At 60.8% G+C, this 26,237-nt stretch carries 26 protein-coding genes; 24 read left to right on the forward strand and 2 right to left on the reverse strand.

What is annotated here, in order from left to right:
* Window positions 1-26: 26 nt before the first annotated feature.
* The 16 genes from ACZ2HM_RS13565 to ACZ2HM_RS13640 all read left to right on the forward strand — a co-directional run bounded on the left by ACZ2HM_RS13565 (window position 27) and on the right by ACZ2HM_RS13640 (window position 17,234).
* On the forward strand, window positions 27-632 hold the full coding sequence (locus ACZ2HM_RS13565; RefSeq protein WP_182913979.1) for a TraV family lipoprotein: 606 nt from the start codon (window positions 27-29) through the stop codon (window positions 630-632).
* Window positions 629-3,151, forward strand: a complete 2,523-nt coding sequence (locus ACZ2HM_RS13570; RefSeq protein ID WP_119747983.1) for a TraC family protein — start codon at window positions 629-631, stop codon at window positions 3,149-3,151. Before ACZ2HM_RS13565 ends, ACZ2HM_RS13570 begins: the two co-directional genes overlap by 4 nt.
* On the forward strand, window positions 3,148-3,477 hold the full coding sequence (locus ACZ2HM_RS13575) for a hypothetical protein (RefSeq protein WP_119747981.1): 330 nt from the start codon (window positions 3,148-3,150) through the stop codon (window positions 3,475-3,477). The genes ACZ2HM_RS13570 and ACZ2HM_RS13575 overlap by 4 nt, the downstream gene beginning before the upstream one ends.
* Window positions 3,462-3,851: a hypothetical protein gene (locus tag ACZ2HM_RS13580; protein WP_411779033.1), complete on the forward strand. Its 390-nt coding sequence runs from the start codon at window positions 3,462-3,464 to the stop codon at window positions 3,849-3,851. The genes ACZ2HM_RS13575 and ACZ2HM_RS13580 overlap by 16 nt, the downstream gene beginning before the upstream one ends.
* Entirely contained in the window at window positions 3,848-4,084 is a 237-nt protein-coding gene (locus ACZ2HM_RS13585; RefSeq protein WP_239018942.1) for a hypothetical protein, read from the forward strand. The genes ACZ2HM_RS13580 and ACZ2HM_RS13585 overlap by 4 nt, the downstream gene beginning before the upstream one ends.
* Before the next feature lie 70 nt (window positions 4,085-4,154).
* Window positions 4,155-4,745: a conjugal transfer protein TraW gene (locus ACZ2HM_RS13590; protein WP_470425431.1), complete on the forward strand. Its 591-nt coding sequence runs from the start codon at window positions 4,155-4,157 to the stop codon at window positions 4,743-4,745.
* The gene (locus ACZ2HM_RS13595; protein ID WP_470425432.1) at window positions 4,742-5,755 is read left to right on the forward strand and encodes a TraU family protein; all 1,014 of its coding nucleotides are present in this window, start codon (window positions 4,742-4,744) and stop codon (window positions 5,753-5,755) included. Before ACZ2HM_RS13590 ends, ACZ2HM_RS13595 begins: the two co-directional genes overlap by 4 nt.
* A 137-nt stretch (window positions 5,756-5,892) precedes the next feature.
* Window positions 5,893-6,078: a hypothetical protein gene (locus tag ACZ2HM_RS13600; RefSeq protein WP_470425433.1), complete on the forward strand. Its 186-nt coding sequence runs from the start codon at window positions 5,893-5,895 to the stop codon at window positions 6,076-6,078.
* Window positions 6,075-8,006 (forward strand): hypothetical protein, encoded by a 1,932-nt coding sequence (locus tag ACZ2HM_RS13605; RefSeq protein WP_470425434.1) that lies wholly within the window; start codon window positions 6,075-6,077, stop codon window positions 8,004-8,006. The genes ACZ2HM_RS13600 and ACZ2HM_RS13605 overlap by 4 nt, the downstream gene beginning before the upstream one ends.
* Window positions 8,003-9,097 carry a conjugal transfer protein TraN gene (gene traN / locus ACZ2HM_RS13610; RefSeq protein WP_470425435.1) on the forward strand — a complete coding sequence of 365 codons (1,095 nt, stop codon included), beginning with the start codon at window positions 8,003-8,005 and terminating at the stop codon, window positions 9,095-9,097. Before ACZ2HM_RS13605 ends, traN begins: the two co-directional genes overlap by 4 nt.
* Complete coding sequence (locus tag ACZ2HM_RS13615; protein ID WP_470425436.1) at window positions 9,069-9,959, forward strand: type-F conjugative transfer system pilin assembly protein TrbC; 891 nt, start codon at window positions 9,069-9,071, stop codon at window positions 9,957-9,959. The genes traN and ACZ2HM_RS13615 overlap by 29 nt, the downstream gene beginning before the upstream one ends.
* Entirely contained in the window at window positions 9,931-10,527 is a 597-nt protein-coding gene (locus ACZ2HM_RS13620) for a S26 family signal peptidase (protein ID WP_470425437.1), read from the forward strand. Before ACZ2HM_RS13615 ends, ACZ2HM_RS13620 begins: the two co-directional genes overlap by 29 nt.
* Complete coding sequence (locus ACZ2HM_RS13625; protein ID WP_470425438.1) at window positions 10,524-11,411, forward strand: conjugal transfer protein TraF; 888 nt, start codon at window positions 10,524-10,526, stop codon at window positions 11,409-11,411. Before ACZ2HM_RS13620 ends, ACZ2HM_RS13625 begins: the two co-directional genes overlap by 4 nt.
* Before the next feature lie 35 nt (window positions 11,412-11,446).
* The gene (locus ACZ2HM_RS13630) at window positions 11,447-12,010 is read left to right on the forward strand and encodes a hypothetical protein (RefSeq protein WP_470425439.1); all 564 of its coding nucleotides are present in this window, start codon (window positions 11,447-11,449) and stop codon (window positions 12,008-12,010) included.
* Between the two features lie 47 nt (window positions 12,011-12,057).
* On the forward strand, window positions 12,058-13,482 hold the full coding sequence (locus ACZ2HM_RS13635) for a conjugal transfer protein TraH (RefSeq protein ID WP_470425440.1): 1,425 nt from the start codon (window positions 12,058-12,060) through the stop codon (window positions 13,480-13,482).
* 8 nt (window positions 13,483-13,490) lie between these two features.
* Window positions 13,491-17,234, forward strand: coding sequence for a conjugal transfer protein TraG N-terminal domain-containing protein (locus ACZ2HM_RS13640; RefSeq protein WP_470425441.1), 3,744 nt, complete (start codon window positions 13,491-13,493; stop codon window positions 17,232-17,234).
* An 11-nt stretch (window positions 17,235-17,245) separates the two neighbouring features.
* Here the strand turns inward: ACZ2HM_RS13640 and ACZ2HM_RS13645 are convergent, their stop codons facing one another.
* Window positions 17,246-17,629 (reverse strand): hypothetical protein, encoded by a 384-nt coding sequence (locus tag ACZ2HM_RS13645; protein WP_470425442.1) that lies wholly within the window; start codon window positions 17,627-17,629, stop codon window positions 17,246-17,248.
* Window positions 17,630-17,886: 257 nt separating this feature from the next.
* Window positions 17,887-18,108: a hypothetical protein gene (locus ACZ2HM_RS13650; RefSeq protein WP_176414523.1), complete on the reverse strand. Its 222-nt coding sequence runs from the start codon at window positions 18,106-18,108 to the stop codon at window positions 17,887-17,889.
* A gap of 62 nt (window positions 18,109-18,170) precedes the next feature.
* On the opposite strand from ACZ2HM_RS13650, the gene ACZ2HM_RS13655 reads away from it, so the two are divergent.
* The 8 genes from ACZ2HM_RS13655 to ACZ2HM_RS13690 all read left to right on the forward strand — a co-directional run bounded on the left by ACZ2HM_RS13655 (window position 18,171) and on the right by ACZ2HM_RS13690 (window position 25,965).
* A complete protein-coding gene (locus ACZ2HM_RS13655; RefSeq protein WP_470425443.1) occupies window positions 18,171-18,746 on the forward strand; it encodes a hypothetical protein in 576 nt (191 codons plus the stop codon).
* Between the two features lie 475 nt (window positions 18,747-19,221).
* The gene (locus ACZ2HM_RS13660; RefSeq protein ID WP_470425444.1) at window positions 19,222-19,800 is read left to right on the forward strand and encodes a hypothetical protein; all 579 of its coding nucleotides are present in this window, start codon (window positions 19,222-19,224) and stop codon (window positions 19,798-19,800) included.
* Between the two features lie 84 nt (window positions 19,801-19,884).
* Window positions 19,885-20,937, forward strand: a complete 1,053-nt coding sequence (locus ACZ2HM_RS13665) for an ImmA/IrrE family metallo-endopeptidase (protein ID WP_470425445.1) — start codon at window positions 19,885-19,887, stop codon at window positions 20,935-20,937.
* Window positions 20,921-21,421, forward strand: a complete 501-nt coding sequence (locus ACZ2HM_RS13670; RefSeq protein ID WP_470425446.1) for a PIN domain-containing protein — start codon at window positions 20,921-20,923, stop codon at window positions 21,419-21,421. The genes ACZ2HM_RS13665 and ACZ2HM_RS13670 overlap by 17 nt, the downstream gene beginning before the upstream one ends.
* A gap of 19 nt (window positions 21,422-21,440) precedes the next feature.
* Window positions 21,441-21,734, forward strand: a complete 294-nt coding sequence (locus ACZ2HM_RS13675; protein WP_470425447.1) for a DUF6378 domain-containing protein — start codon at window positions 21,441-21,443, stop codon at window positions 21,732-21,734.
* Between the two features lie 97 nt (window positions 21,735-21,831).
* Window positions 21,832-22,947 (forward strand): hypothetical protein, encoded by a 1,116-nt coding sequence (locus ACZ2HM_RS13680; protein WP_470425448.1) that lies wholly within the window; start codon window positions 21,832-21,834, stop codon window positions 22,945-22,947.
* A 239-nt stretch (window positions 22,948-23,186) separates the two neighbouring features.
* A complete protein-coding gene (locus ACZ2HM_RS13685) occupies window positions 23,187-24,518 on the forward strand; it encodes a DUF4365 domain-containing protein (protein ID WP_470425449.1) in 1,332 nt (443 codons plus the stop codon).
* Window positions 24,508-25,965, forward strand: coding sequence for an argonaute/piwi family protein (locus ACZ2HM_RS13690; RefSeq protein WP_470425450.1), 1,458 nt, complete (start codon window positions 24,508-24,510; stop codon window positions 25,963-25,965). Before ACZ2HM_RS13685 ends, ACZ2HM_RS13690 begins: the two co-directional genes overlap by 11 nt.
* Window positions 25,966-26,237 lie beyond the last annotated feature (272 nt).

Consider the following 26,237-nt stretch of genomic DNA (forward strand, 5'->3'; position numbering starts at 1 on the left):
TGTCCGCACCCATGGGAGACAAAGCCATGAAGATGCTCCGACCCTGCCTCCTCCTGCTGCCCCTTCTCGCGCTGCCCGGCTGCGCGACCATGGGATCGGTGATGTCACCCTATAGCGAGAAATTCTCGTGCAAGAATAGCGACCATGGCCAGTGCATTCATCCGGGCCAAGCCTATGCCGATGCGGTCGCGGGCCGCGCCTCAAAATCCGATCCTGCCGTCACCCTTGATCACAAGCTGCTCGCTCCGGACAAGAAGCGGGCCCGCAGCATAGACAAGGGGCCCGCCAGGGCTGCGGCGACACCCTCGGCTATGGCGCAACCTGGCCAGCGCCATGTCGGCGCGCTGATCGAGGCTCCCGGATCGCCGATGCTGCGCCCTTCGCGCACCATCCGGACATTGATCCTTCCCTATGCCGACAAGCAGCGCCCCGACCGGCTCTATATGGCGCGCTATATCTATTCGATCATCGACCGGCCTGCCTGGGTCGTGGGCGACTATCTGGTGGAACCGGGCGGGCGAACGCCTGCGCCACCGGTGCTGCGCACGATGCGCGAGCCCGAACCGGGCAGCACAGACGTGCCGACGCAAGAGGCCATGCCGCTTGCCATCCATCCGGAGAAACGGCCATGAGCGTGCGGCCCGGCAACAAAAGTCTGAGCTATCAGCGCCTGCGCGCCGCCGTGACCCGCGACGCCTATTCGGATTTTTTGCCGATGGTCGCCTGGGTCGATGAGGAGGAAGCTTTCCTCTGCATTGACGATGGCTGGGGCCAGGCCTGGGAGCTTGTGCCGTCCGCCTATATGTTCGCCCATGTGCAACAGGCGTTGCTCGGGCTGCTCAATATCCATTTTCCCGAGGGCACGGTCCTCCAGCTCATCACCTTTGCCGATCCGCTGATCGACCCGGCGCTTGACGCCTATCTCGATATGAAGGTCAGGCCAGACCCGCTGGTCCAGGCCTCGGCCCGGCGCACCGCCGACTATCTGCGCGGCGGAACCAAGGGCCTGGATGCGCTCCATGCCATTCCTGTACGCGACTTCCGGTTGTTCCTCGCGATCAAGACGCGGGTGAAGCTCGGCGCGGACCTGCGCCGCCAGGTGGAAGAGCAACTGGCGAAGATGGGTATCCGACGGCTACCGCCCGACGAACTGGTCAGCTTCTATCGCCGGATCTTCAACGGCGTCTTCGCGCCCGCGCCGGGGGTATTCCTCAGCGAGAGCATGGGCGGCATGCCCGCCCCATCGATCGCGCGGCAGATTATCGAGGCTGGACCTGACCTTTGCTTCGAAGGCCCGGAGGTGTTTCTCGGCAACCAGGTGGCGCGTTGCCTCACGCCCAAAGCGCCCGCACGCCGGATCACCGCCGAGCGCGCCAACCGCCTCATGGGCGGGATGCGCGGCTCTGCGGAGGACAGCGACCAGATCGGCGGGCCGTTCCTCTATTGCCTCTCGGTCCTGTTCGACCATTCGCAGTTCGAAATCCACAAGCGCGCGCAGATCCTCTCCGCGCAAAAGGCCGCGGGCAGTTTTGCAGTCGAAGTTGGCAAGCAGATCGAGGAGATTGGCTGGATTCTCGATGAAGCATCCAACAGTCGCTTCGTCTCGGTGATCCCTACCATGTGGGTATTCGGCCGCGACAGCGCCCAGGCGCGTGAGATGGCGGCGCGCGCCAAGCGCTTGTGGGAATCAGAACCCCTGCCCTTCATGGTGCAGGAAGAAAGCTATCTGCTGCCCGTACTGCTCGCTGCCAGCCTGCCCTTTGGGCTCTATCCCGAAAAGCAGACATTGAAACTGCTGGAACGCGATTTTCGCATGGCCGTGAAGGCCGCAAGCCTCATGGTGCCGGTCCAGACCGATTTTCGCGGCGGTGGCCGCCCGGCCCTGCTCTATGTCGGACGCAAGGGCCAGCTCATCACGCTCGATCTCTTCGACCCACGCATCAACAATTATAATTTCATCGTTTCGGCTGAGTCCGGCGCAGGCAAGAGCTTCCTGCTCAATAATTTGTGCCAACAATATTATGCGCAGGGCGCGCTCATCCGCATCATCGATATCGGCGGCAGCTACCGCAAGCTCTGCACACTCTGCTCGGGGCGTTATATCGACATCGGCGAGGAGCGCCTCGTCCTCAATCCCTTCGACATGGGGCTCGCGCTCGATGGCGAGGACAAGCAGTCGGCCATTGCCATGGCGGTCGCGATCGTCGCGGAAATGGCGAACGCCTCGACCCGCAAGCCGGTCACCACATCGGAATGGAACCTGCTTAAATCCGCCGTGCAATGGACGGTCGACAGCGGGCGCGGCGAAGATGGCATCGACGCGGTGCGCGCTTGGCTCGGCCGCTATCCCGACAATGCCGCCTCCGACCTCGACCGGGTCGACCATCTGGTGCCGGTCGCGCGCGAACTGGCGTTCAACCTGCGCGATTTCGGGTCGCAGGGCGCCTATGGCCATTTCTTCAATGGTCCTTCGACACTCGACATCTCGCGCGACGAGTTCGTGGTGCTGGAGCTCGAACGCTTAAAAGCGCTACCAGACCTCTTCAACGTGATCGTCATGGTGGTGGTAAACGCGGTCACCCAGGAGCTTTATCTCTCGGCCCGCGACAAACCCCGCTTCGTGCTGTGCGACGAGGCCGCGCAGTTCATGACCCGCAGCGACGGGCAGGACCTCTCCCGTCTCGCCGAGGCGTTCGACCAGGGCTATCGCCGCGCGCGCAAATATCAGGGGAGCTTTGGTATCGTGCTCCAAAGCATGAACGACCTCATGCTCTTTGGCGGCACCGGACAGGTGATCCTGGAAAATGCCGCGACCAAATTCCTGCTGCAGGGTTCCACCTATGACAAGGCGGTGGATAACAAGATCCTCGACTATTCAGGCTTCGTCCTCGATCTTCTGAAATCGGTCCGCAACGCCAAGCCCAACTATTCCGAAGTGTTCATCGATAGTCCGCTGGGCCTCGGCATCGCGCGACTGGTGGTCGATCCATTCAGCTACTGGATCAATACTTCTGCGCCCAATGAGGTTGCCGCGTTCGAGGCGCTCGTGCGGGCCGGTCGCAATCCGCTGGAGGCGGTCTGCGAACTGGCCGGTGTCGATCCAGCCCAAATACTGGGCGGAGATACTCGCCAGGAGGGGAGGGTAGCATGACGCACAAGCCTGCAACCCATCCCGATCAGCTGGCGCTCGACTGGGAAAATGACCCGGCGATCGAAGCGATGATCGAAGCGCGTGTCGCCCGCCGCGCCGAGGCCGCCGCTTTCCATTGGCGACTGCGGCTTGTCGCGATCGAAACCTGCATGATGGGCAGTCTCGTCATCATAGCCGGGATCGCGCTCCATCAGCCACCGCTCCAGGCCATACGGGCGGGCATCCTCGTCGCTGCCGCCTGCTGTGCGAGCGGCCTGCTGCTGATCGGCCTGTCGGGCGCGTGCGGGATGGTCTTCTCACGCTTGCGGCAATGGAGGGCGCAATGAAAGCCGATCACGCCAATGGCTTCGATCTTGGCCTGGACGTCGAAGACGATGTCCATGGGCTCCTTGCCTATGCGCGCAGCGTGAGCAACCCGGCACTTGGTATCGACGCGGTTGCGCAGGCGATCGTCACGGTTATCCAGGCGGAACGCCGCTTTGCGCGGATGAGCTACGCCCTGTTGGTGACCGGCGGCATCGCCAATGCCGCGTTTTGCGCATTTGCCGCAGCCTGGCTCTTCCAGGCGCCGTTTGCCGAAGGCATGTTCATCGGCATCTGCGCCGGAATGGGCGCGGGCTCGACAGGTCTGATCCTGATTCCCTGGGACGCAATTGTCGAGCGCTTTCATGCCATCATCCAGTGGTGGAGGCGGATGTGAACGGCATCTTCTCCGCCACGCCCGCGCCAGGACCCATCCGTCTGCTGATCGGCAGCCAGGGCCTTGCGCTCGTGCAAACCTGTGTCGCCTGGCAATTGCCGACCGCGCCCGCGGTCGTCCGCATTCTCAGCGCGGTCATAGCGGTGATTGCGATAGCCGCGCTGATCAGCGCCGCGATCGGCGAGGCGCGCGAGAACCGTGCGCCATATTGGAGACGGCGTCATGGGCGCTAGAAGCATGGGCCGAGGCCACCCTCGTCATGCCCTACGAGTAATAGCGCCCTTGGCGCTGATGACCGGGCTGATGACGCAGCCGCCCGTCACCGCTGCGACCAGCACTATCGGGCGCACCTGGCCGATCGCCGAGCCCGATGCGCTGAGCGAGATCGAAAGCCGCGCCGCGCATGTCCCCGACATGAAAGCCGCCTTTGGCCCGCGCGAGCGCTGGTCGGCCATGAAGCCTGCAGCGCTCGGCATCGCCCATGCCGATCGGCACCGGACGGTGGTGCCCTTCTACACCCTCGATCAGGATATTCGGCTACCGGGTGGAAAGCTGCTTTACGCCAAAGGCTATAGCTTCAATCCGCTTGCCTATGTGTCGCTACCCCAACGGCTCATCATCGTGCACCCCAGCGATGTTGCCTGGGCACTGCGCACCGCAAGCCCCGCCGATTTCATCCTGCTTGCCGCCGGTGGTCTTTCCCAGGCTAGTGATACAAATGCCGATGCCATCACATTGGGTGAGCAGCACGGCCGGGCAATGTTTTTGCTCGAGGAGCGCGTCAAGGCACGGCTTGGCCTGAAAGTCGCGCCGGTGATCGTCGCACAGGCGGGGCAAAAGCTGGTGCTGACCGAGGTCGCCATCCCGCCAAGCCACCGGAGGGCTGCGCGATGAAGATGCTCTCTGTCCGAAGCATTTTGACGCTCGGCTCAGCCCTCGCGGCACTGGCGATCGCGTCCCCCGCCCATGCCTCCAAATGCGAGGCGGGCACGATCTTCAATCCTATCACCAAGGTGCGCTGGAACTGCATCTTTCCGATCACCATCGGCGGGGTAAAGGTGGGTCCGAGCGATCCGCTCGGCAAGGCGCTCGACGCGCAATCGGCCTCCAAGCCTTTATGCGCGTGCCGCAAGGGCGTGACATTCTGGTTCGGCGTCAAGGTCAGCTTCTGGTCGCCCAATCGCATGGTCGACGTGGTGACCGAGCCTGGCTGCATGATGGCGCTGGGCGCTGACATCATGCCGACCGGTGGCAGGCTGCAAGGCAGCCAGACCAGCATTGCCGATGGCACCAACACGCGCAAGATGTTCGCGCAGATGCACTATTATATCGCGCCGGTCTGGAAGATGCTCGACATGTTCACCGACCTGCCCTGCATCGAGGATGACGGCTTCGACGTGGCGCTGATCACCGAAGTGCTGCCGACCTGGCAGTCGGCGACTTTGGGCGCGATCATCCAGCCAGAGGCAATCCTGTTCGGCAATCCGGCCGCAGGCCTTGCCTGCATGGCCGACAGCGCCGCGGCCGCTGCGGGGAAGGTCGTCGATCCGCTGTTCTGGTGCATGGGGTCCTGGGGCGCGACCTATCCGATCGCCGGCGACATCCATTTTGGCGACAGCGTCGAGGCCTGGGCGGGGCTCGCCGCGCGCGGCGTCTTCATGATGGGGCGGCTTGGTGCCCTTACCGTCAGTTCAGCGGATGGCTGCTCGTTCATCCCGCAGCCGGTCTGGACCAAGAGCCGCTACAAGTTCCAGCTGATGGAACCGGTCAAAGGTGGCCAGTGCGTCAATGTCGGGCGGCCAGGCGCGCTATGGACGTCCGCCAAACATGCGCCGGGCAAGGACAATGCGCAGTTCATGCTGTTTGAAAAGACGATCTGCTGCGCCGGGGTTTCGACGCCATGAACAGGTCGCCTTTCCCGATCCGCATGCCCTCGCCTGGCATCAGCCGATGGTCTGCCCGTCATTCCACCGAGCCAGGCGTTCCCCATGCGGTCAGGCCGGTGTCGCATCCCCCCTGCGGCACCGGTCGGACGGTCGGCGTGGCCATAGATACAGACGATCATGCGGCGGTCCCCTCTTCGCCGCATATGGTCGTGGTCACGCTGACCGTTTTTGAAGGCCAGGCTGTATTCCGGGCAGAGCTTGCCGACCCTGTTCCAGCTATATTTCTGTTCCGGCTGCGGCGCGGGTCGCGGCAGATCGCTCTGCGCGAGACGCTGCCATGAGGCCAGCTACCCTCGTCCTTGTCGCAGCACTGAGCCTGCATGTCCCGCTCCCTGCGCAGACCGCGCAGGACCGCGCCCGAGCTGCGGCGGCCGCCGCGCGAGCGAAGAGCGCTGACAGCGACGCGCTGCTTGGCAATTATGTGACGCCGGGTCTGGCGGGACAGCCCATCACCACGGTCGACACCAAAAAGACCTTCACCCCCAATCTTGCCTGCCAGAAAAGCGCGACGCTGCTCGAACTGCTCGCCCAGCCCAGCGCCACCGGCGATATCGGCACGCTCAGCATCTCGCGCGACAGCGATCTCGACGGGAGCTTCGATGAGGCACTGACCGTTCCGGTCCCCACGTCCGGGATTTGCGCCAATGGGATCATCTCCTGCGCGCCGGGCAGTTGGGACGCGTGCCGCTTCTTCCGCTGGGGCGCTTCTGCATCCGGGGCACTGAAGCTTTCGCAGGTCGAGCTGACCGATCTGGCCGGTTGTTACTGCGTCAATAATAGCTGCGGCAGCAATCTGGTCTGGGGCAATATGGCCTCAATCCTCAAGGATCTGGGCGGCGGCGTTGTCGGCGCGCTCACCACGGCCGATCCGCGTATCGGCATCGCGCAGGCGTCCATCGATGGCCCGCTCATCCGCTATACCGGCGCGCAAACCACATCCTGCACGGCGCAACCGCAGGTTGGCGCCACGGCCTACAAGGCCAATCCCGGCGCCATGGCGGGCGACGCCTATGGCGCCGCGCAAACGAGCAGCATTTTCCAGGCGCTTTCCGCCTCGTCGACCGGAACCGGCACGTCGCAGGTGCGCCGGAGTTGCGCCATCACCCGGCAGATCACGCAGGAAGAGATGACCGCCGAGATGATCGTCGATCGCGTGGCGGGCGGCTACGCAACCTTCGCAGCAGATCCAAACAGCCGCACCTTCGTCATGGGCTCGCCCGCCGACAACAGCCTGTCTGGCGGATCCTGCAGCCTCATAGATTTTCACATGACATTGCGGGTCAAGGACGCCGCAAGGCTTCAGCAGCTACTTCTGACCCGCTTTGGCGGGGACGATTGGGCGCAGATCAGGATCGACGGAGACCTGGTTGGCTCTGGCCCGGAAGTCTGGACCGGATCGGGACCGCCGCCGGGCAAATGCGAGAAGAAGAGCGCCTTCTATGTCGATCCCGACCTCGATCTTACGGCCAGGCTGACGCAAGGCGATCATGATATCTGGTTGCGGGTCGCGGTTGCCGATGGCGGTGAAGCCTATGCCGCGATCGAAGCGAAAGTGGACGCCGGCTGCAAGTCGAGCGAGCAGCTTGTCGATAGCTGTTCGGGCTATGCGGCCAATGATGCCTGCGGTCTCGACGATGAGAATGTCGATGGCGTCATCACCTATCGCAACAGCGTCAAGACCGGGCTCACCCCCCTGCCCCAGACGCGGTTGATCGGCACGGGCGCCTGCGCGACGTCGATCAGCCGCACCTTCTTCGAGCGCCAGCGCAGCTATGCCTGCACGGTCGATAGCGGCGCGGTCCCGCAGCCTAATCTCTCGCGCGGCACCTATATCATCGATCATTCGACCGAGACTTTGCTCGCTGACCGGGTGAAGAATGCCGATAGCAGCCATAGCCTGACAACCCGCGATTTCTCCTTGCCCGTGTCCGGCAGCGTCAATGCCTGCGAGCCCATCTGCAAAACCCGCAAGGCGCAGGTCAATATAGCCGCAGCCCCCGATGGCGTGACCGGTTCCAGACAGAGTGATCCCATGGGCTGGGACTATCATTATCACGCCTGCCAGGACAATGGTGTCTGCCCTGCGGGGGAGGGCGAGGAACTGGTGCAGGGCTGTGGCTGCATCGATGATTTTCCCGAAGCGGTGGTGATGATGCAGACGGTGCGTTTGGGCGGCGCCGACATGGTCTGCACGAGTGCCGTGCGATGAGATCGCGGCGCACCTTTCCCTTGGGGCTGATCCTCCTCGTCGGCGCTGTTTCTGTGTTCCCCGGCGCCGCGATCGCCCAGCATCTTTGCGCTGTCGATCTTAACGGCAATGGCGACGCCGCAGACGACGGCGAAACGGCAAGCTGCAATTTGACCGGGATAGGTGGATGGATGTGCCCCATTGGCGAAACACCGTGTGAGACGGATGGAGCGGGAGCAATGCGCTGCCCTCTTGGCGATCAATATGCCTGCGCTGTGCCGGCCAGCGGCGGCGCGCCGACCTGCTCGGCCAACGCCTGTATCGACACCAGCGCCAATCCGATCGTCGAGGAGCCGGTGGTGGATGATCCCGGCGTCGCGGCCGACGGCACCGTCGATGCCGATGGCAATTGCCTTGGCACGATCGAGATTTTTTCCGGGCGCGCCGCGCGCTGCCGCCCTGCCGGCCTGAGCACCACCTTCCAGAATTGCTGCAAGGACAAGGGGAAAATCGTGAAGGACGGCATGGGCGGTTCGATCTCGTCGATCACGACGAAGATCGCGGTCGCCAAGGGCGTCTTCACCGGCATGAAAGCCGCGTATACGGCCTTCAAGGCAGGCGCGACCGCAAGCCAGGCAGCGAGTGCCGGTGCCAACGCGATCATCGTCGGCATCGATCCCACATCGATCGCGATCAGTCTTGCGGTCAATTTCATGATCGATCTCCTGCTCCAGGGCTGCGACCAGCAGGATATGGAAGTAGGCATGCTGCGCGGTTCGAGCATGTGCCATGAGATCGGCAGCTATTGTTCGTCGAGCATATTGGGCGTGTGCGTCCAGAAGGCGCGGGGCCATTGCTGCTTCAACACGAAGCTTGGCCGTATCATCCAGGAACAGGGCCGCCCGCAGTTGAAGGCCTTTAGTGCCATCGGCTGGGGCACCGCGAAGCAGCCCTATTGCCGCGGCTTCAAACCGGAAGAATTCCAGGCGCTCGATTTCAGCAAAATGGACCTCTCCGAATATTATACGGAGATCGAGGCGCGCGCCCAATCCGAAATCCAGATCGAGATGAAGGACAAGATCGATGCCCATATGCAGACGATCAGCAACTAGCCGCGCCCTGCTTCTGGCGGCTCTCGCGCTCTATCCCGCATCGGTACGAGCAAGTGAACCGGAGGCTGTGGCCGAACAGCCGACGAGCGCAAATGCGCGTACGCGCATCCAGGATCAGGGTGACGCGGCTATGGAGCGCGTGAAGCGGGCTGCCGCCAAGGCCAAGGCTTCAACGAAAGCCTCGCCCGTTCTGCCCTCAAAAGCCGACGCTGGCGCGGAGCGTCGCGCCTTCGAGGGGATCAACAGGCGCAAGCAGGATCCCGCTATGGCGGATCGCGTCAAGGCAGACGTCGCGGCGACGCGCAAAGGCCTGGCCATCGAACGAGAGACCGCCAGTCGGCGTATCGCGCAGGCCCTGGGTCTTGAACAGCCCGAAGAAGCGGCATTGGCTGGCGTTGTTTCCGGCAGCAGCGCGAACCAGTGGGTCCCGCTACTGTTCGTGTCCTCCTCCATGCCGGTTGAAACACTGCGCACTTATGCAGGGCAGCTCGAACGGGCCAGGGGGGTCATGGCTTTTCGCGGCATGCCGGGCGGGATGCGGCAGGTTGGACCGATGGCGCAACTGTCGGCCGCGATACTGCGCCGCGATCCGGGCTGCGAAGGTCCCGCCTGCGCCATGCGCGACGTGCAGCTGATCGTCGATCCACTGATTTTTCGGCAGCATCGCGTCAGCCAGGTGCCGGCGCTGGCGATGATCCCGGGCGATCCGACCCGGCCCTATTGCGAGCGCGACGAGGCGAGCCCGCGCGCAGCGCATCTCGTGCTGGGCGATGCTGCCCTGACCGGGCTTCTCGATGAATATGGCCGCCTTGGCGGCAAGGCGGAGGTGCAGGATGTTCTTGCTCACATGGCGCGCCGGTAACCGGGTCTGGCGCGAACTCAAGGATCTGCCGCTGCGCGCAGCCGTGGCGCTGGGCGCTGCTGGTCTTGGGCAGCCGCCCCGTTCGGGTCAGCTTTTCAAGGCCTATGGGATCGTGCTGCCGATTGGACTCTTTGCCTGGTGGGCGATGCCGCAGATGACATTGGTCATGACGCCCTCCATCGATGCCTGGGTCGTGCACCGCTCCCCCGGCCCGATCCGTCACGGCGACCTCGTCTCGTTCCTTCTGTCCGATCCGCTGGCCGGCCCCAAGCCAGTGAATGTCACCAAATATGCGCTGTGCTTGCCAGGCGACCGGATCGTGATGATTGAAAAGCCTGCCACCCTGGGCCGCGGTTGGACCGGCTGCTACTATTGCAATGGCAGACTGATGGGCGTCGCCAAACCCTTATCGCTCAGCGGCAAGGCGCTTGACCATTGGCGACCGGAAAGTCCGCATATTCCCGATGGCATGATCTTCGTCGGCTCGCGCCATCCCGACGGATATGACAGCCGCTATTATGGTCCGGTCTCCATTGCGCGGCTCATCCGCATGAAGAAGCTGCTGTGAAGCGCCTCGTCGCTCTGGGTGCCCTGCTGCTGCTGCCCGTCGATATTGCGGGTGCGCAGCCCCTGCCTCCAGGCCCGGGAGATCGCGGAACACGCGGCTATTGGTGGTATGAAACCCCAAAGGCCAGCGCTGCGGAAGAAGCGGCCGATGATGTCATCCCAAAACCCGTCATACCGCCGATGGTTGAACTAGCCAAATGGGCGCCGCCCCGGATCGCCAAGCTGATCGAACAGCAGCGCGACTATGCCGCCACTATTCTCACTATCGATGCGGTCGCCGACTTCTGGCGGCTGCAGGATTTTGCCCGGCGCAAGGCGCGCGCCTTTGCCGGCGTCACCCAGCTTGCCATGCTCACTCACCCCGAACTCAACGCCCGGGCCGCCAATCCGATGGTCGGCGAGGCCCGCGATGCGCTCGGCGCACATAAGGATCGGGTCCGCCGCCACTATCTGCGCGCACATGCCGGCGAATTTGCGCTGGTCATGTTCGCTCGGGACTCCTGCGGCTACTGCAAGGTGCAATGGCCGATCGTCCAGCGGTTCCAGGAGGATATGGGCTGGCAGGTCAGCCTGATGGATCTCGACCGCAAACCCGAACTCAGCCAGCGCTTCGGGGTCGAGGTAACGCCAACCACCATGGTGATCCGACGGAACAGCGCACAGCGCATGGTGATCGCCGCGGGGGTCGAGACTTATCCCAATCTCGCCCAGATGGCCTATCAGGCGGTCCGGCTGCTGCGCGGCGACATCCGGCCCGAACAATGGCTTACAGGAGCTGGCGAGGAAGATGGCTTCTTCGATGCGCTCGCCAATGGGCCGGTCTCCTCGACCGATCCGCGCGTGATCGGCGGCGACCTCGTCGAAGCGCGGGAACCGAGGCCGTGACGCGCCTTGGCCAAGCCCTGTTTTCCTGGGCTCTCATGCTGACAATATCGGTGCAGACGCCTGCAATGGCTGCTGCGCAGCCGACCGATCGCGGCCTTGCCAGGCGAGCCGCCATTCATCCGGTGTCGACAGATGCAGACATGCGTCTGTGGCTTGCCCGCGTGCCGGTCACGCGCGACTTTCCTGCCGATTTCGCGGCCATGCTGCGTGGCCAGGCCGCGCTCTACACTATCGAGATGAGCACATCGCCCGGCTGCCTGCCATGCGGCGATCTGTGGATCAAGCTTTCCGCTTTCCGCACCCGCTATGGTTGGCACGTCCGGACGTTGGGGCAAGAGGAAGCGATGCTGCGCTCGGGACGTCTCGGCCTTCCCTGGGTCGGAAACCCCGTCGCATGGGTCCGGCCGCTTGCCGACCCGAACCGCATGGTGCCGATCGCGATCGGCACCGACCATAGCGCCAATATTGGGCGCAACGCCTGGCTTGCCGCCCGCATGCTGACTGGAACCCGGGCAGCGGTAGGCGTGCGCGCCATGTCGAAATTTACCGGGATCGTCGGCGTAAGGGCGCTGACCTCCCCTAACCCAAAGCGACGCTGATCATGGCGGGGCGGCGTCACATGTCCATTTTCATCAGGAAGCCTGCCATGCGACATCATCCATATCGTCTGACCCTCGCCTTCTCCATTCTCGTCGCGTCATGCGGCCAGGCGGCCCCTGCCTATGCACAAGGCTGGGCCGAAAGCTGGTTCGATAATGTCACCTATAGCTCGCCGGGCAGCTTCGAGGACCAGACCCGCGGCTATGTGACCGCGGGCGGCATGTCGGGCCGCGTCGATGTCCATGACGACTATCTGATGAGCCTGACGCTTCCCAAGGTGAAGGCCGGCTGCGGCGGCATCGACATGTTTCTGGGCGGCATGTCGTTTCTCGACCCCGACTATCTGGTCCAGAAGCTGGAGACGATCCTGCAGGCCGCGCCGGCCGTCGCTTTCCAATATCTGCTCGAAACGCTCGACGAGAAAATGGGTAACATCATCTCGAAGATGGAGGCAGCGACCAATTACCTCAATTCGATCCAGGTGAACGACTGCCGTCTCGCCAACCGCATGGTGCAGATCGCCAAAGGCGATGATAATATGTCGGGGATCGTCGAGGAGATGACCGGCTACAAGTCGATCCGTGCAGGCTATGCCAATAGCTGGCAACAAAGTCGCGAGAAGATACAGGCCAATAAGGGCAATCCGACCGAGGATCTCAAGGACGCGCTCGCGAACTGCCCGGCCGAGGTCACCGACATCTTCAAGACCGGCTCGCTGCTGGCGCATGCCGCCGCGCGCGTCGGGGCGTCCGACTGGGCCGGCGTGATGCGCGCACGGGTGGGCGACGTCTATATGCGCTGGGATGATAAGGACAAGGTGCCGCTCTTTTCGGCCATCCCCGCCTGCCCGCGCCAGGATAGCGAGAGCGCCGATGATTTTCTGACCGGACGCGTGCCCTCCCGCGCGCTCAACATTCCCGCGACAGCTTCGGATTGCTCGGTGAACGGCGCCGGGCGCGGCGCGCTGCTGCTGGCGCGCGAAAGGATGGAATCGGTGGCCGCCAAGATCCGTACCCGCGCCGCGCTGACCACTGAAGAAAAGCAGTTCGTCGCCAATGTGCGGACCCTGCCGGTCTATCGGCTGCTCGAATGGGGCGTGCGGCAGGGCCTGACCGACAGCGTGATCGCCGACACCGACGAGCTGGTCGCCCTCACCCTCGCCTATCAGATGCTCAATGATCTGACCCGCTCTATCGACTTTGCGCTCCAGAATGCAGAGCGCGGCGTGACGACAGCGGGCGCGGCTGACGCGGACAACACGAACATCTGCCAGACGCGCATCCTGACCAAGGGCATCGAGCAGCTAAGCGAACTGCGCGACGAAGTGTTGCGCCAGCGCGCGCAGATGCGCCAGTCCTACATCGCGGCCATGAACCAGGCGAACCTCTCGGCAAATTATGCCGGGGTGGTGCGCCAGCGCGACCGTGATGCGCGTGACGCCGCTGGCGCAAACGCCAATCGCAACCGGTGAGGCGAGCCATGCGTCATCTCATCCGCCTGGCGTGCGTCCTGTTCGGCTTGCTGAGCGCCGCGCCTGCGCTAGCGATCGATGCCAGCTATCACACCTGGGACGGCTTTTCCGAAACCGTCGATGCCTTCCACCTGGTGGCGATGATCTTCGGCGATCCGCGCTATGAGACGCTGGTTTTGATTGTCGCGGTGGTCGGCATTGCGTTCGGCGCGGTTATCGCCAGCATTCGGGGTTCTGGCATGGGCTTGGTTGCCTTCGGCTTCCAGATGCTGGTCGGTATAGGCCTGTTCGCCGGAATGATCGCCACGACCGGTACCGTCCATATCTATGACCGGGTGCGCAACGCCTATCAGCCGGTCGGCGACGTTCCCAATCTCATCGTGCTGGTCGCGGGTGTCACCAACCTGATGGAACGGGCGCTGGCTGAAACCATCGACGACAATACCACCGACCCCAATGCCAAGCTGGAATTTGGCGCTGGCGGCCATGCGTTCGACCTGTTCCTCAACGCAGTCTCGCCGCGCAGCCCGATCATAGACACCTTCCTTGATGCAACGGTGAAGGATTATGTGCGGCAATGCTATCCGGTCGCGCGTGTCTCGCCGGCCTATGGCATCGATGACGATCAGCTGTTCCGCACCTCAACTGACCTCCCCGCTTCCTTTGCGGCTATGGCTGGCCCCGCCACCTTCTCGACCGTCTATACGGCGAGCGACAAGGGCGGCACGACGATGAGCTGCGATGCAGCCTGGGCCCATATTGCCGACCGTCTGTCGGATGCCACAGCGTTCGACGCTTACAGCGATCAGGTCTGCGCGCGCACCGGATTCGATGTGAACCAGACCAGCCAGCGCGATCGCTGCCGCCAGCAGATCGACGCGCTGGGCGACATGATGCTGGGCCAATCGATGAGTCGGCAGACATTCCTCACCAACATCCTGCTCGGTCAGACGGTCGGCGATGTCTTGTTCGAGGATTCACCGGCTGCGACCGCACGTGTGATGGCGAACCGGGCGATCGAGTCCAACGGACTTGCGACGCTTTCGACGGCCAATGCGTGGATGCCGACCATCCGGGCTTCGGTGTTCGCGATCATGCTCATGATGATGCCGATCGCGCTGCTGTTCATCCTGACGCCGATCAACCTGCGGGTCGCAAGCTTCGCACTCGGCCTGTTCGTGTTTGTCGCGCTGTGGGGCGTGATCGATGCGGGCATTTACCAGCTCACCCTTGGCCGGGCGATGGATGTGCTGGCCGAACTGCGCGCGACCAACGTGGCTGCCGATAGCTGGATTCTCGCGCCGTCGGCAGCGATGAAGGCGCTGGCGATCTTCGGCTCGTTCCGAACCGCAGCCGCGGGCCTGGCGGGCGCATTCGTGTTCACCGTGTTCCGCTTTTCTGGCAACATGTTCACCGCGTTCACTTCAGGCATGCTCGGTGTCCAGGGCCAGGGCAGCATGGCGGCGGCAACCGTCGGGACCAGCGAGGGCTATGCCACTGCGCTGGAGGCACAGGCTTCGGCTGGTGGCACGATGGCGCGGCGCTCGACATCGACGGGGTTCGGCGATTTTGGCGAGCGCAGCAGTTTTGGGCTCGATCGCGCATTTTCTTCAGCCGGGTCGGTCATCGGAGAACATGGCGGCGGCGCGACCGGAACTGCGGCGTTCGGGCTTGGCCGGGCCGATGCCGCGCGGGAGCTGGGCGGGCTTTCCCCTGCCCTTGCCGGGCGGAATTTAAGCGATCCCGCCACGGCCAGCGCGATCCGCGCCAATGCGGCGACGTCCGCAATCCACAATTTTGCGCAGGGAGACGCGCTCCGCAAGCTTGGCACGAGCTACTTCGGCGAAGGCCAGGGTGGCGAACGCGCTTTTGCCACTTTCGCGCAGAACATGGTGCAGTGGAAGGCGTTCGGCGACAGCCAAGCCTATGAGATGATGCAATCGGGCGCGCAGCGGCATTTTGAGCGCAGTGGCTATGATGCAAAGGATGCGGCGCTCAAGGCGTCGACCGTTATCGCTCAGGCGGGCGCTGATCCGACCTTCGCCAAGATCACGGCCAACGCCTTCGATCAGGAACAGATGCTCCGTAATGACCTGACTGCCGCGCAGACTCAGGTTGGCGCGATGGAGGGACGTCGGGACTATGCCGGCGATAGGGTTGCGGCGGTCGAGCGCGGCAATGTCGCGACGGAACAGGCCCATCGCACCGGGCATAATCACGGGCAGCGCGAAGCCGCAGGGATGCTCGGTCTCTCGGTCACCGAGACAAGCCGGCGCATCGGGTTCATCAATGCACTTTCGGGCGAAGCGCGATCGAGCGCGATCAGCCAGTTGTCGCGCTCGACCGGGCGCAACGAGGCGCAGGTGCTGCGCGCCCTGGAAAGCTATAATGCCGCTGTTCAGGTCGGCACTGCCGACGGAGCAACAGCGCAAGCCGTGCGCGAGGGCACGAGTGTCTATGGCCGCACGCGCGAGGCCGCTGGTTATGATTTTGCCGAGCGGTCGGGCAAGCTTGATGCCCAGCGCGAGATCGGTCCTGATGGCGTGCGCAGCTCGGCCCAAATAGGCGAGCAACGGCACCAGGCGGACAATGCCGGTTTTGCACAAGGCGCTGCTGCCGCTGGCGTGTCGGTCCGCGAAGCCGCGCGTCTGGATTCTTTCATTCGCACGCTGGCGGGCACTGCCGGAAATCAGGTCGATATGGCTGAAGGCGGTGCGGAAGGCATCGCCGATCGCGCACGCAACGAGCGACTGACCGGCACCGTCGACAAGGAGCGGCTCACTCGCACCCAGGCGCTGCTCCGCGAGCATGGCGTGGAGATGTCGAAGCGCCAGATCGCCATGGACCAAAATGGGGACATCGGCCTCAACCTGACGCCGGAACTAGCCGCGCAGATGTGGCGAGGTGGCTTGATCAACGAAAGCCAGCTCGGCGCGATCGCCAATGGTGGGCGTGCCCGGTTCAGTTTTGCCCATAATGATCTCCTCGTCTCCAGCAGCACCGGGTTCAGCCAGTCTGCGCGCAACGATACCAGCACGCGGTTCGAAGCCGGCAAACAGGCGGGGCCGGACACCATCGAGCATTTCCTGGGCAGCGGCGCGCAAGGCCAGGCCGCCATGGCCAACTGGTTGCGCGGCGGGTTCGAGATGGATCGGCGGGGTGACTGGCGGCTGAAACCGCAGATCGCTGATACGCTGGAGCGCGACGTCACCGCGATCATGGTGCAGACAGGGTGGCAACGGTCGCTTTCCCGTACCGCAGACCATCAGACTTCAAACACCCAGAGCGTGTCCGGGGATCTCTCCGCAACGGCTAGCAGGGGCGTCAGCGCCAGCGGCAAACGTAACGAAGGTAAAGCGGGTACCTCCGGTAACGGTACCGGATCGCTGAGCGGCAAGCTGGGAATGGATATCTCTGATCGGGGAGCTGCGACCGTTTCGGCACAGTCGTCGATGGACATCGTGAATTACGATGTTCGTGAGGTCATCGCGTCGGCAGAAAACGCTGCTGCCCGTTCGGGACGCCCCGAAGAAGCATTTGCAAAGGAATTGAGCGACGGCGTTCTCGGCAATCAAGGCCTTCGAAATCGCTACTTAGAACAAGCAGATTCTGGTCGTGGTACCATGCAGGTTACCGCCCCTCTGACATCGATGGAACAATCGTCGATCTTGAGTTCAGGTCGATCGCTATTGGATCGAGATAAGGGTCCAGCGGACGGAGACCCGAGCTTCAAGGAGCGCCGAGATCCCTAATGTTCATCTTTCTACGAGCCGATATGTCTATGGTGGATACTCCCAGATCGTATATCAAAGGGATCTGTGTAAGGATCGATCATAGGTCTTTGCGAAGGTGGTCCTTGCGTTATCACCCATTTCCCGCATGCGACCTTGGCTTTGAGGAAGCCAAATCCCAGCACGGCTATCACCGTGATCGGATTGAAGACGATGATGAGCAGCACCATGGTGTTGGCCACGGAGCTATTCACTCGGTCATACGGGATGGTTATCATGATCTCGAGACCAATCCAGTACAGCAGCGCCGTCACCCAGTAGAGTTTCGCGTACCATGGCCGCCAAAACCAATCGGCAGCACGCGGCGATGGCGAGCCTGCCTCATCTGTTCTTTCAACGTGATCAACATCCTGCATCTGCAGAGCCTTTCCATCTGGAAAAATAACACAGGTTCATCCGACTGGAAACCGATCCGCCCTGATCACCGTGGACCGATCGCCCATGGCCGCCGCAAAACTCCTGCCCCCTCCTTTCCTCCTGCCCTCCATCGAGCTTTGTTTTACGGTTCTAACAACTGGGCACACTTCAAATCCTGGACACGGCCGCGATGAAGAAGAAGCGGCCCAATCGAGATGCGCCTCCCCGTCTTTCTACCGAAGCGGATGCCGCCATCCTACGACTTGCGCGCCTCCTGGGCCGTCAGATCGCGCGTGAACTTGATCAAGAGCGACAGCAGCGAGAAAAGCGCACGGACGTCCCGCCTAAATCGTGCGAATGAGGTTTGCGTGTCCAGCCCTTTCAATATCAGATGAAACATTGTCGGGCGAATGTTTCGGCAAATATGCTGCTGTTCCTTGCTGGTGTCGGCGTATTTTTGCGCCGTACGGCGGTGCAATTGCAATCTTGCCGACGGAATGATTTTATCTGAAAATCATGGTCTTTCCAAAGGACGAACTTGTGCCTGCGTTTGCATTCTATCTGGTTTCCGACGATGGCGAGCCATCAATGAGGCTGGTCGATGTGCCAGATGTTGACGCTGCAAAAACATGGGCAATGGATGCGATCAGATATCGGTCATTGCACACCATTCGCTTCTGGGACGGTGTTCGCGTAATCGAGGTGAAACGCCCTGCGATGCGTCAACCCAGACAGAAGCCAAGCGATGCAGAGAAGCGCGGAAAGCGTATGATTGCCATGAAAGCCAAAGGCATGAAACCGCGCGAAATTGCCGCAGCATTTGGGATCAGCATCGGCCGGGTGCGCGATGTCATGTCACGTGAAGAGTTGCGTGCCCGGGAGGAAGCTATTCAAACCAACCGTGCGGCATTGTCAGGCCGGGCCAACAACGTGTTACGATATTTAGTCATCGAGCCGGAAGCGGACCCTGCTGAGCGCGACCGGCTACTTCCGGAGCGGGTTGCAACATTGACGCGCGGTAAAATAATGAATGTAGGCAATTCGGGCAAGGTCACTCTTGCCGAGATTGAAGCGTGGCTGTGGGAACGAGGTCTTTGTCTTAGCACCGATATCTGAGCTGGACTTTATACTGCATTCTCCGGTGTATTCGGAGCCGGGGTCAGTGGGTTGGGCCTGTTGCAGCGTCCCGCGAAATGGCGCGAAGATCAGGGTATGCCGCATCTTTGGCGCAGGTCAAGAAATCAGAGCGGGGTAAATGCATAAATGGGACACTTTGCTCCGTCCGGTCTTGAGCATTCGACCAAGGAAAGCGGACGTTACCGACTTCGTCTTACGGCGGCTTTGAGCGCAATGGCTAGGACATTGTTCTCAGTCCGCTTGAAGTTCAGCCGATCGTTGGCAGCCATTCCTGCCGGGTTGGCCGGCGTTCACATCATGATACGGTTCCATCCAGCTCAAGACCGAACAGCTGCATCAATGCGGCCGCTTGATACGCAGCGGCACACATGCCATGCTTGTTCAAATAAGGCTTTTTCTTTCGGTTGGAGCCTTTTATTTCGTGCGCGATTGTCGGTTGGGGGAGTGACGATTCATGAAAGGTTATATCTACATCAGCAGTCCCAATGCGGACCCCGAGCGTAAACGAAACCTAAATGACCCTATATTTAGGAATACTCCGACTCTTGGTGGTTGCATGCCCCCTATCCGGCGCGTGGTGCGGCCAGGCGACTATGTGTTTGTCATCAGCGGCACCACCAGAGGCGTTCAGCAATATGTTGTCGGCGGTTTCGAAGTGGCGGAGAAAATTGATGCACTAGCGGCGTACGAGCGCTTCCCGGAGAACCGGCTCCAATTGAATGCTGAAGGAAAAGTCGTCGGCAACATATTGATTGACGGTACCGGCAATCAGCACCCCCTCGACACCCACAGCCCAACCAATTTCGCTAGCCGCATAGAAAATTATCTGGTTGGCGTTAATCCAGTGGCGCTTGAAACGCCTTCGGAGGTGGCGCAAGGCCGAAGTGAAACTTTGGACCGGCTCTCTTCGATTTTGGAGAAGCGACGCGCCAACCGGGTTATCGACCTGATGGGGCGCTGGGCGCGACTAGATCAGGTCCAGATCGAGAAGACCCTGGACTGGCTGCAGGGAATCAAGCAACAGTCAGCTTAAATGGTAAACGTCGCTGCCACCCTCCGGGCGCTTTCGCTCCAACCTGGTGAGATCGCTTCGCGGACTCGCTTGGCAGTAGAGCGCGTGAAAGAGATTCTCGACGGCTCTCCGGTAACCGCATCCGAGCTTCGGGCTTTAGCTCGTGGGCTTAAGTTATCAATGCGTGCGTTCACCTCTGCTGGATCGCCTGCAAACAGTTCTGCGCTTGGGACGCTCTTCCGAGCACCGGAGGCTGCTGCCTCAGAGCGTGAACCGACGCTTGACCGATTGGCTGGCTTTGTGGACGCTGCGTTAAAGATCCTCCCTGTTCGCGAACGCCTTCCCGAATGGATCGGACAATTCGGCCTGCGGGGGCCGGAAACCTATGATGAAGCCGAGCGATTAGCAGCTGAGCTGCGTACTGTTATTTACCCAGGCGAGGTCGACAGCCCAGCTATCGACCTTCCTCAACGCCTACGCGCCCTTGATGGACTGATCGTCAGTCAACTCAAGAATTCCAAGTTTGAAGGCGCCTCTGTTGCTGCGGGCGGCTATTTGTTTGTGTTCGTTTCACCGCGCTTTCGCGCGCGCATGTTGTTCACCCTTGGGCATGAGCTGGGCCACGTCGTGGCCCATCATTCAGTAAAGTCTGCGCACCTCGATCTCGCATCTAACATCGGGAGCTTTCGCAACCGCGTGGAAGGCTTTGCTGATGCGTTCTCTTCAGCCTTCCTGCTCCCGCCACAAGCGGTCGGCGGGTCGCTGCAGGCAATACGTCGGTTCATCGGCGCATCTAGCAACGAGATCGGCGATGTGGAAATTTTGATTCTCGCCCGTCTGCATGGCGTGTCGTTCGATGTCGCTGCGCGACGTTGCGAAAATCTCGACCTTTTACCCCCTGGCGGCGCCGCCTCTCTCGCGCAGTATATTCGTGATCATCACCAAAACCCCGAGAAGCGTGCCGAAGCACTGAATCTACCGCCTCGGGAGCAGATTAGCTTCGATGTCGTGTCTCCGATTTTGATGAAGTTTGTCCATGAAAGCGTAGCCCGTGGCGCGGCCTCGCCGTCTTGGATCGCTGATCGGCTCGGTACGACGATCGAAAGCCTCTATGAGACCCACGCATCGATGGGTGAGCGCCGTGCGACTACTCATTGATGCCTGTGCGGCCATAAACCTTCACAATTGTGGGAAGCTCGCAATCGTCTGCGGCCTGCCGAACACCGAGGTCGCCCTGTCTCCGATCGTAGTTTCGGAATGCGGATTGCATTGCGCTGCCGAGATCATCTCATTGCAGGCGGCCGGGCGCGTCCATTTCGTTTCAGATGATGAGATTTCGCCGGATCGTTTTTTGGAGCTGGTCACCAACCACGACATCGGCGACGGTGAACTCGAATCCATCTCGATTTGTGAAACAACGGATCGCGCATTTTGCACCGATGACGCTGCAGCTCGACGGCTCGCCACCAATATGCTCGGGGCTCCCAGAGTTATGGGTAGTCTTCGCTTGCTGAAGCTCTCTGTTGAAGCCTCGTTGCTGATGTGCACCGAGGCTTTCGCAGGCTACAATCAAATGCGGGATTGCGGCGGCTTCTTACCAGATTTGCCGAGTGATTTCTTTTGTGTGGGGGAAGCCGCGTGAATAATTTTGGAAAAGTGCAATGAGCGAGGGTCAGCGTCCGACCAGCTTGCTAGAGCAATTCGATACGGCCTACGCGACCGTGACCCTTGATCGACGCGACATCTACGGCGCTCCCGAAGACACATATCGTCGTATTGCCGCGCTGAGGTCCGTAGTGGATGAGTGCAGGGATCTGCAAATCCGTGAGATCCTAGGTATGGTTATCACGAAGGTGGCGCGTATAGTGCAAACGCCAGACCATCTCGATTCCTGGGTCGACATTGCTGGCTACGCGCGCTGCGGCGTGATGTTGCTAAACGACAGGCCCTTATAGAGGCTGGGGGGCAGCAGAACGCTCTTAGTGGATTTCCGCGGGAGGTTTTGCGATCGAAGCGCGGTACCCGACCGTGAGCTACTCCGGGAGGAAATCGATGATAATCGAGAGGAAAATTTGTCCCACGTCTGGGTGCGTCGAGCTCTGGTGGGCTAAAGGCGGCCTTGGGCAGGAGCGGACACTCGTCAGCAAGATCACTGACGAACGGCCGATTGTTGTTGAAGACGAACTGCAAGAACGTGGCGCGGTGTGCTGGGCGGATGGACAGACAATAGGAAACATTGAGGTTCGCTCACCTGACATTCTCCGCCACTTCACGGAAAAGCGCGCCACTGAAATTGAGCTGCCATGCGACTTCGTTTATGCAGGAAAGTACCGACACGGTGCCAACAGATGGTGGTGCCGGACGCACCAGAGCCATTGGGGCATCAAGGCGGATCTCGCCGCGCTGCAGTCGACAAACGAAATGCGATGCGCCAACCACACCCAGCTCATGAACTACGAGATCAACCCCTACACGGTGTACCTCGATAAGCATGCGGAGGTCGGGGTCTGGTGTTCAATGCCTGCGGCACTTTCCACCGTTGAGATTAAACCCCGCCCGCCAAAAATCCACGTCCACGTGCGCGACACGCCTAATTCCCATAAACGCGTCGACAGAGACTTCGCAGTAATCTCCGCTGTTTATCCGACGCGGCAAGGTCTGTTTGGCGACGATAGCACTTTCCGGGTCGATATCACCCCACCGGCTGCCTTCGATTTTGTGTGCGCGCTCGAAGCGCATCAGGAAATGGGCTGTATAGACTGCTCGAACTGCGGGCATCCTCATCTTGACCTAGGTGATTTTGGCAAGACCCCTCATCGCAAGCACTTTTGCGCGAATTGCGGAAAGGACAGCAACTGGAGCAAGGGTGCGATAATCTCGACGCCGCTACAGCCGTTGCACGATCGAACAGCAACTCATCTTACTTGTCTTCTGCCCGATCGAAGTCTGAATCTCGACGACTATGAAGGGCACAGCTACACAGTCTGGGCGTCGACCCCGGCGATTGTATGGACCGCCAGCAGGCCACAGGAATACGGGATCCATGTGCACGTTCATGACGGTCACGATCGCGTCATTGACGACACCTTTGGCGAGGTAATTCTCAACGGAAAGGCGCTTGTGCGCGAGGAATTGCTTCAAGCAATGGTTGCTCGGACCATCGTATAATCGGGTAATGCCTTTGCAGAGCTTTTTGGCTTGAATGTGCGACTGGTACCCCCGTCCGATGGCCGTGGCTCCCTTCCCTGTAGCGCACCTCCTGGGAATGCCGCTTGTCCGCGAGCACGCGCTTAGTTTGAGCGAAAGCGCGAGGCAAAAAACAAGGGGCAACAGGCGGGAAATCGTAGAAAATCACTATTCTCGAAAATCGAGATGGCGTGGTCGCAACGATGTTCTATCATCGAGCCATGGCGAAAAAGATCACCGACAACCAATTGATCGGCGAGTTGGGCGAGGCGGCAGTTCGCAAGCGTTTCTTGTCCATGGGCTTCCAGTTCGACTCGCGCAGTCGGTTGGAGGCGGGCATCGACGGCTTGGCGGAAGTCATGATCGATGGCGAACCGACGGCCCGCATGATTGCTGTGCAAATCAAGTCGACGCGGGGCGCGAAGTACTCGTCCGAGACGGACACCGGCTTCACATACCTATTGGACGTAAAGGACCTCGCTTACTGGAAGACGTCCAATCTCCCTGTCATCGTGGTGATGTACCGGGAGAGTGACGACAGCCACTACTGGGCACAGGTTCAGACCCAGCCAGGAGTGGAGCAGCGTCGGCTCACGTTTGACAAGAACTTGGATGTGCTAGACAAGTCATCGCTCGATCGGCTTGCCGCCCTGACGGTCCCCATCAACGGCTTTGGTTATTACGTTCCGCCATTGGGTGGTGGCGAGACCGCGCTGGTCAATCTGTTGCCGATCAATCTGCCTACCGAGATATTCGTCGCGAGTACGCCCTTCGATCGCAAAAGCGCGCTCCAGGAAATGTACAACACGGGGGAAACGGCGCGATACGACTGGGTGATCAAGGATGGCACGTTTTGGTCCTTTCACGACCCACGTGAGGAGGTGACCGGCTCGTTCGTCGAACTCGATCAGGTAGAAGCTATAGAAACCCGAATGATCGGGTATCATGAGGACATCGACGAGCAGAACAATTTCGCGTTCTTGTTGCGTCAGACACTCCAACACCAGATGCAGGACGATCTGGCTTGGGATAAGGATAACCGGATCTTCTACGTGAAAGCGTATGAAGACAGTCGGCCGCGAACATTTCACTACCAGTCGACCAAGGTTAAAACGAAAGCCGATCTTGTTAATGTCACCATGAGCACGAAGGTGCCCGGCAAAGTCGGTTTCGTCAGGCATCATGCTTTCGCGCCCAAGTTCGAGTGCATGATGGATCAGTGGTTTCTTATGGTCAGCCCGACCTACCACTTCACAACAAACGGTTATTTACGCCATCCTTTCCCGGACGCTCTGCTCTCGGGAAAGAAGCGGTTGGAAAACAACGCTGCGATCCGCGGCCAAGTGATCATGTGGCATCGCTTCCTTACGCAGTATGAGGGCGGTACTACCGATCTGTTTGCCGAGCCTGTCGGACCGCCTGTAACCCTGCGCTTCGACCCTCCGCCGGAAATCGAGCTGCCAACTACTGTGCCGGACGATGTCTGGGGCCGACGAACGTCCGCAGAGCAAGATGATGGTGATGTGACGGGGTCATTGTTCAATGAAATTTGAGTGCCGAGTATTCGATGAGCCGCTGCTCGAATTTGGTGATCAGCATAGCCATCAAGACCCTCGCCTTGGGCTGATGGATGCTGGTCCGCTGCAGGCACCGCTGGGGGACAAGATTCGCTTGGGCGTGGTAGGTGACGCTAAGACGGTCCAAGGCTCGAAGGAGTTCTTCTTGGCGGCTGCACACGGGTTTGCGTCTAAGGCGGAAAGCCACCCGAACATGAATCCGAACTTCCCAGGCCTGCACAATAGCAATCCGTTCCGCTGCGGCTTCGAGGTTGACGACGACGCCTGCGGCGCGCTGACCAAGGCGCAGATCGATCGGATCATGAAAGAGCCCAATCACGCAAAGGCGGTCGAGATGGCGGTCGAGGCCATCATGGATATCCTTCAAACGATCGACGACAGCGGAAACCGGCCCGATGTTGCGGTGATTGCTCTGCCAGTCGCGCTGATTGAGCGGGTCTGGAACGCCAGAACGGATGCTGTAGGCACGACCGAGCAAGAGGATGCTGGCGGTTCGAATGCCCCGAATTTCCGGGGGCTGCTCAAGGCTAGGGCGATGCCACTCAACTTCCCGATCCAGATCATCTGGGAGGACGTCATCGACGAAAAAGCCAAGATCTCCAAAAAAGTAAAAGTCAGCAGCGATCGAAAAATTCAGGACCAGGCCGGGCGCACCTGGAACCTGCTTACTACCCTTTACTATAAGGGCTCTGGTCGCATCCCGTGGCGTCGCCTGCCGAAGGAAGGCGAGTTTCGCGCCTGTTACATCGGCGTCAGCTTTTACCGCGATGTTAGCGGCCAACAACTCTGGACCAGCGCGGCCCAGATGTTCGACGAACGAGGTCGAGGATTCATCCTGAAAGGCAAGCGTGCCCAGACTGAGACGCGCGGTCGGCATCCCTACATGACCGAGGCTGACGCTTATGAACTCGTAAAGGGGGCGCTGAAGGCGTACCGCGACCATCATAAACATGCTCCGGCCCGGGTAATCATCCTAAAGACATCAAGGTTTCGTGCCGAGGAGGCTGACGGCATCCTGCGCGCGCTGAACGAATCGGAGACTGAGTATCGGGATCTAGTGTGGGTTCAGGAGTCCTATGACGCCAAAATCCTTCGGGATGGTGATTACCCGGTCCTGCGAGGCACGTTCGTTGAGCTAGATGGCAAGGGGCTGCTCTACACGAACGGGAGTATTCCATATTATGGTACTTATCCTGGGCTGTACGTGCCTCGGCCACTGCTACTATGCCCTCACCCCAGCAGCGACAGCACCGTGGCGCAGATCGCGGAAGAGGTCTTCTCGCTGACGAAGATCAACTGGAATTCGACCCAGATGAACCAGCGGCTGCCGGTACCAATTCGAGCTGCCCGAAAGGTTGGTGAGGTGCTGAAGTATATGAGCGAAGGCCAAGTGGTAAGCCCGGATTATAGGCGATACATCTGATAGTCGCTGAGTTTGATTTAGAGCAAATTATAGTGGTTCTCGACAGGCACGACAAATCGAACTGGTCGGGAGCCGCCCGGGTGGCAACGGCAGCTATCTTAGCCTGAAAGCCCGGAGCCTGATATCCGCTATCGACCACTCGAAAACGGGGTGAGTGAAGAAGCCGACGGTCTGCTAATAGGTATAGAAATTTGGCATCTGAACGGCGGAGGATGGGTCGACCGCAGAAGCGATGGCGGCACATCCCTGCTCGGATGGCTTCAGGTTTGAAG

Source organism: Sphingobium sp. KKT206 (genome assembly GCF_055640555.1).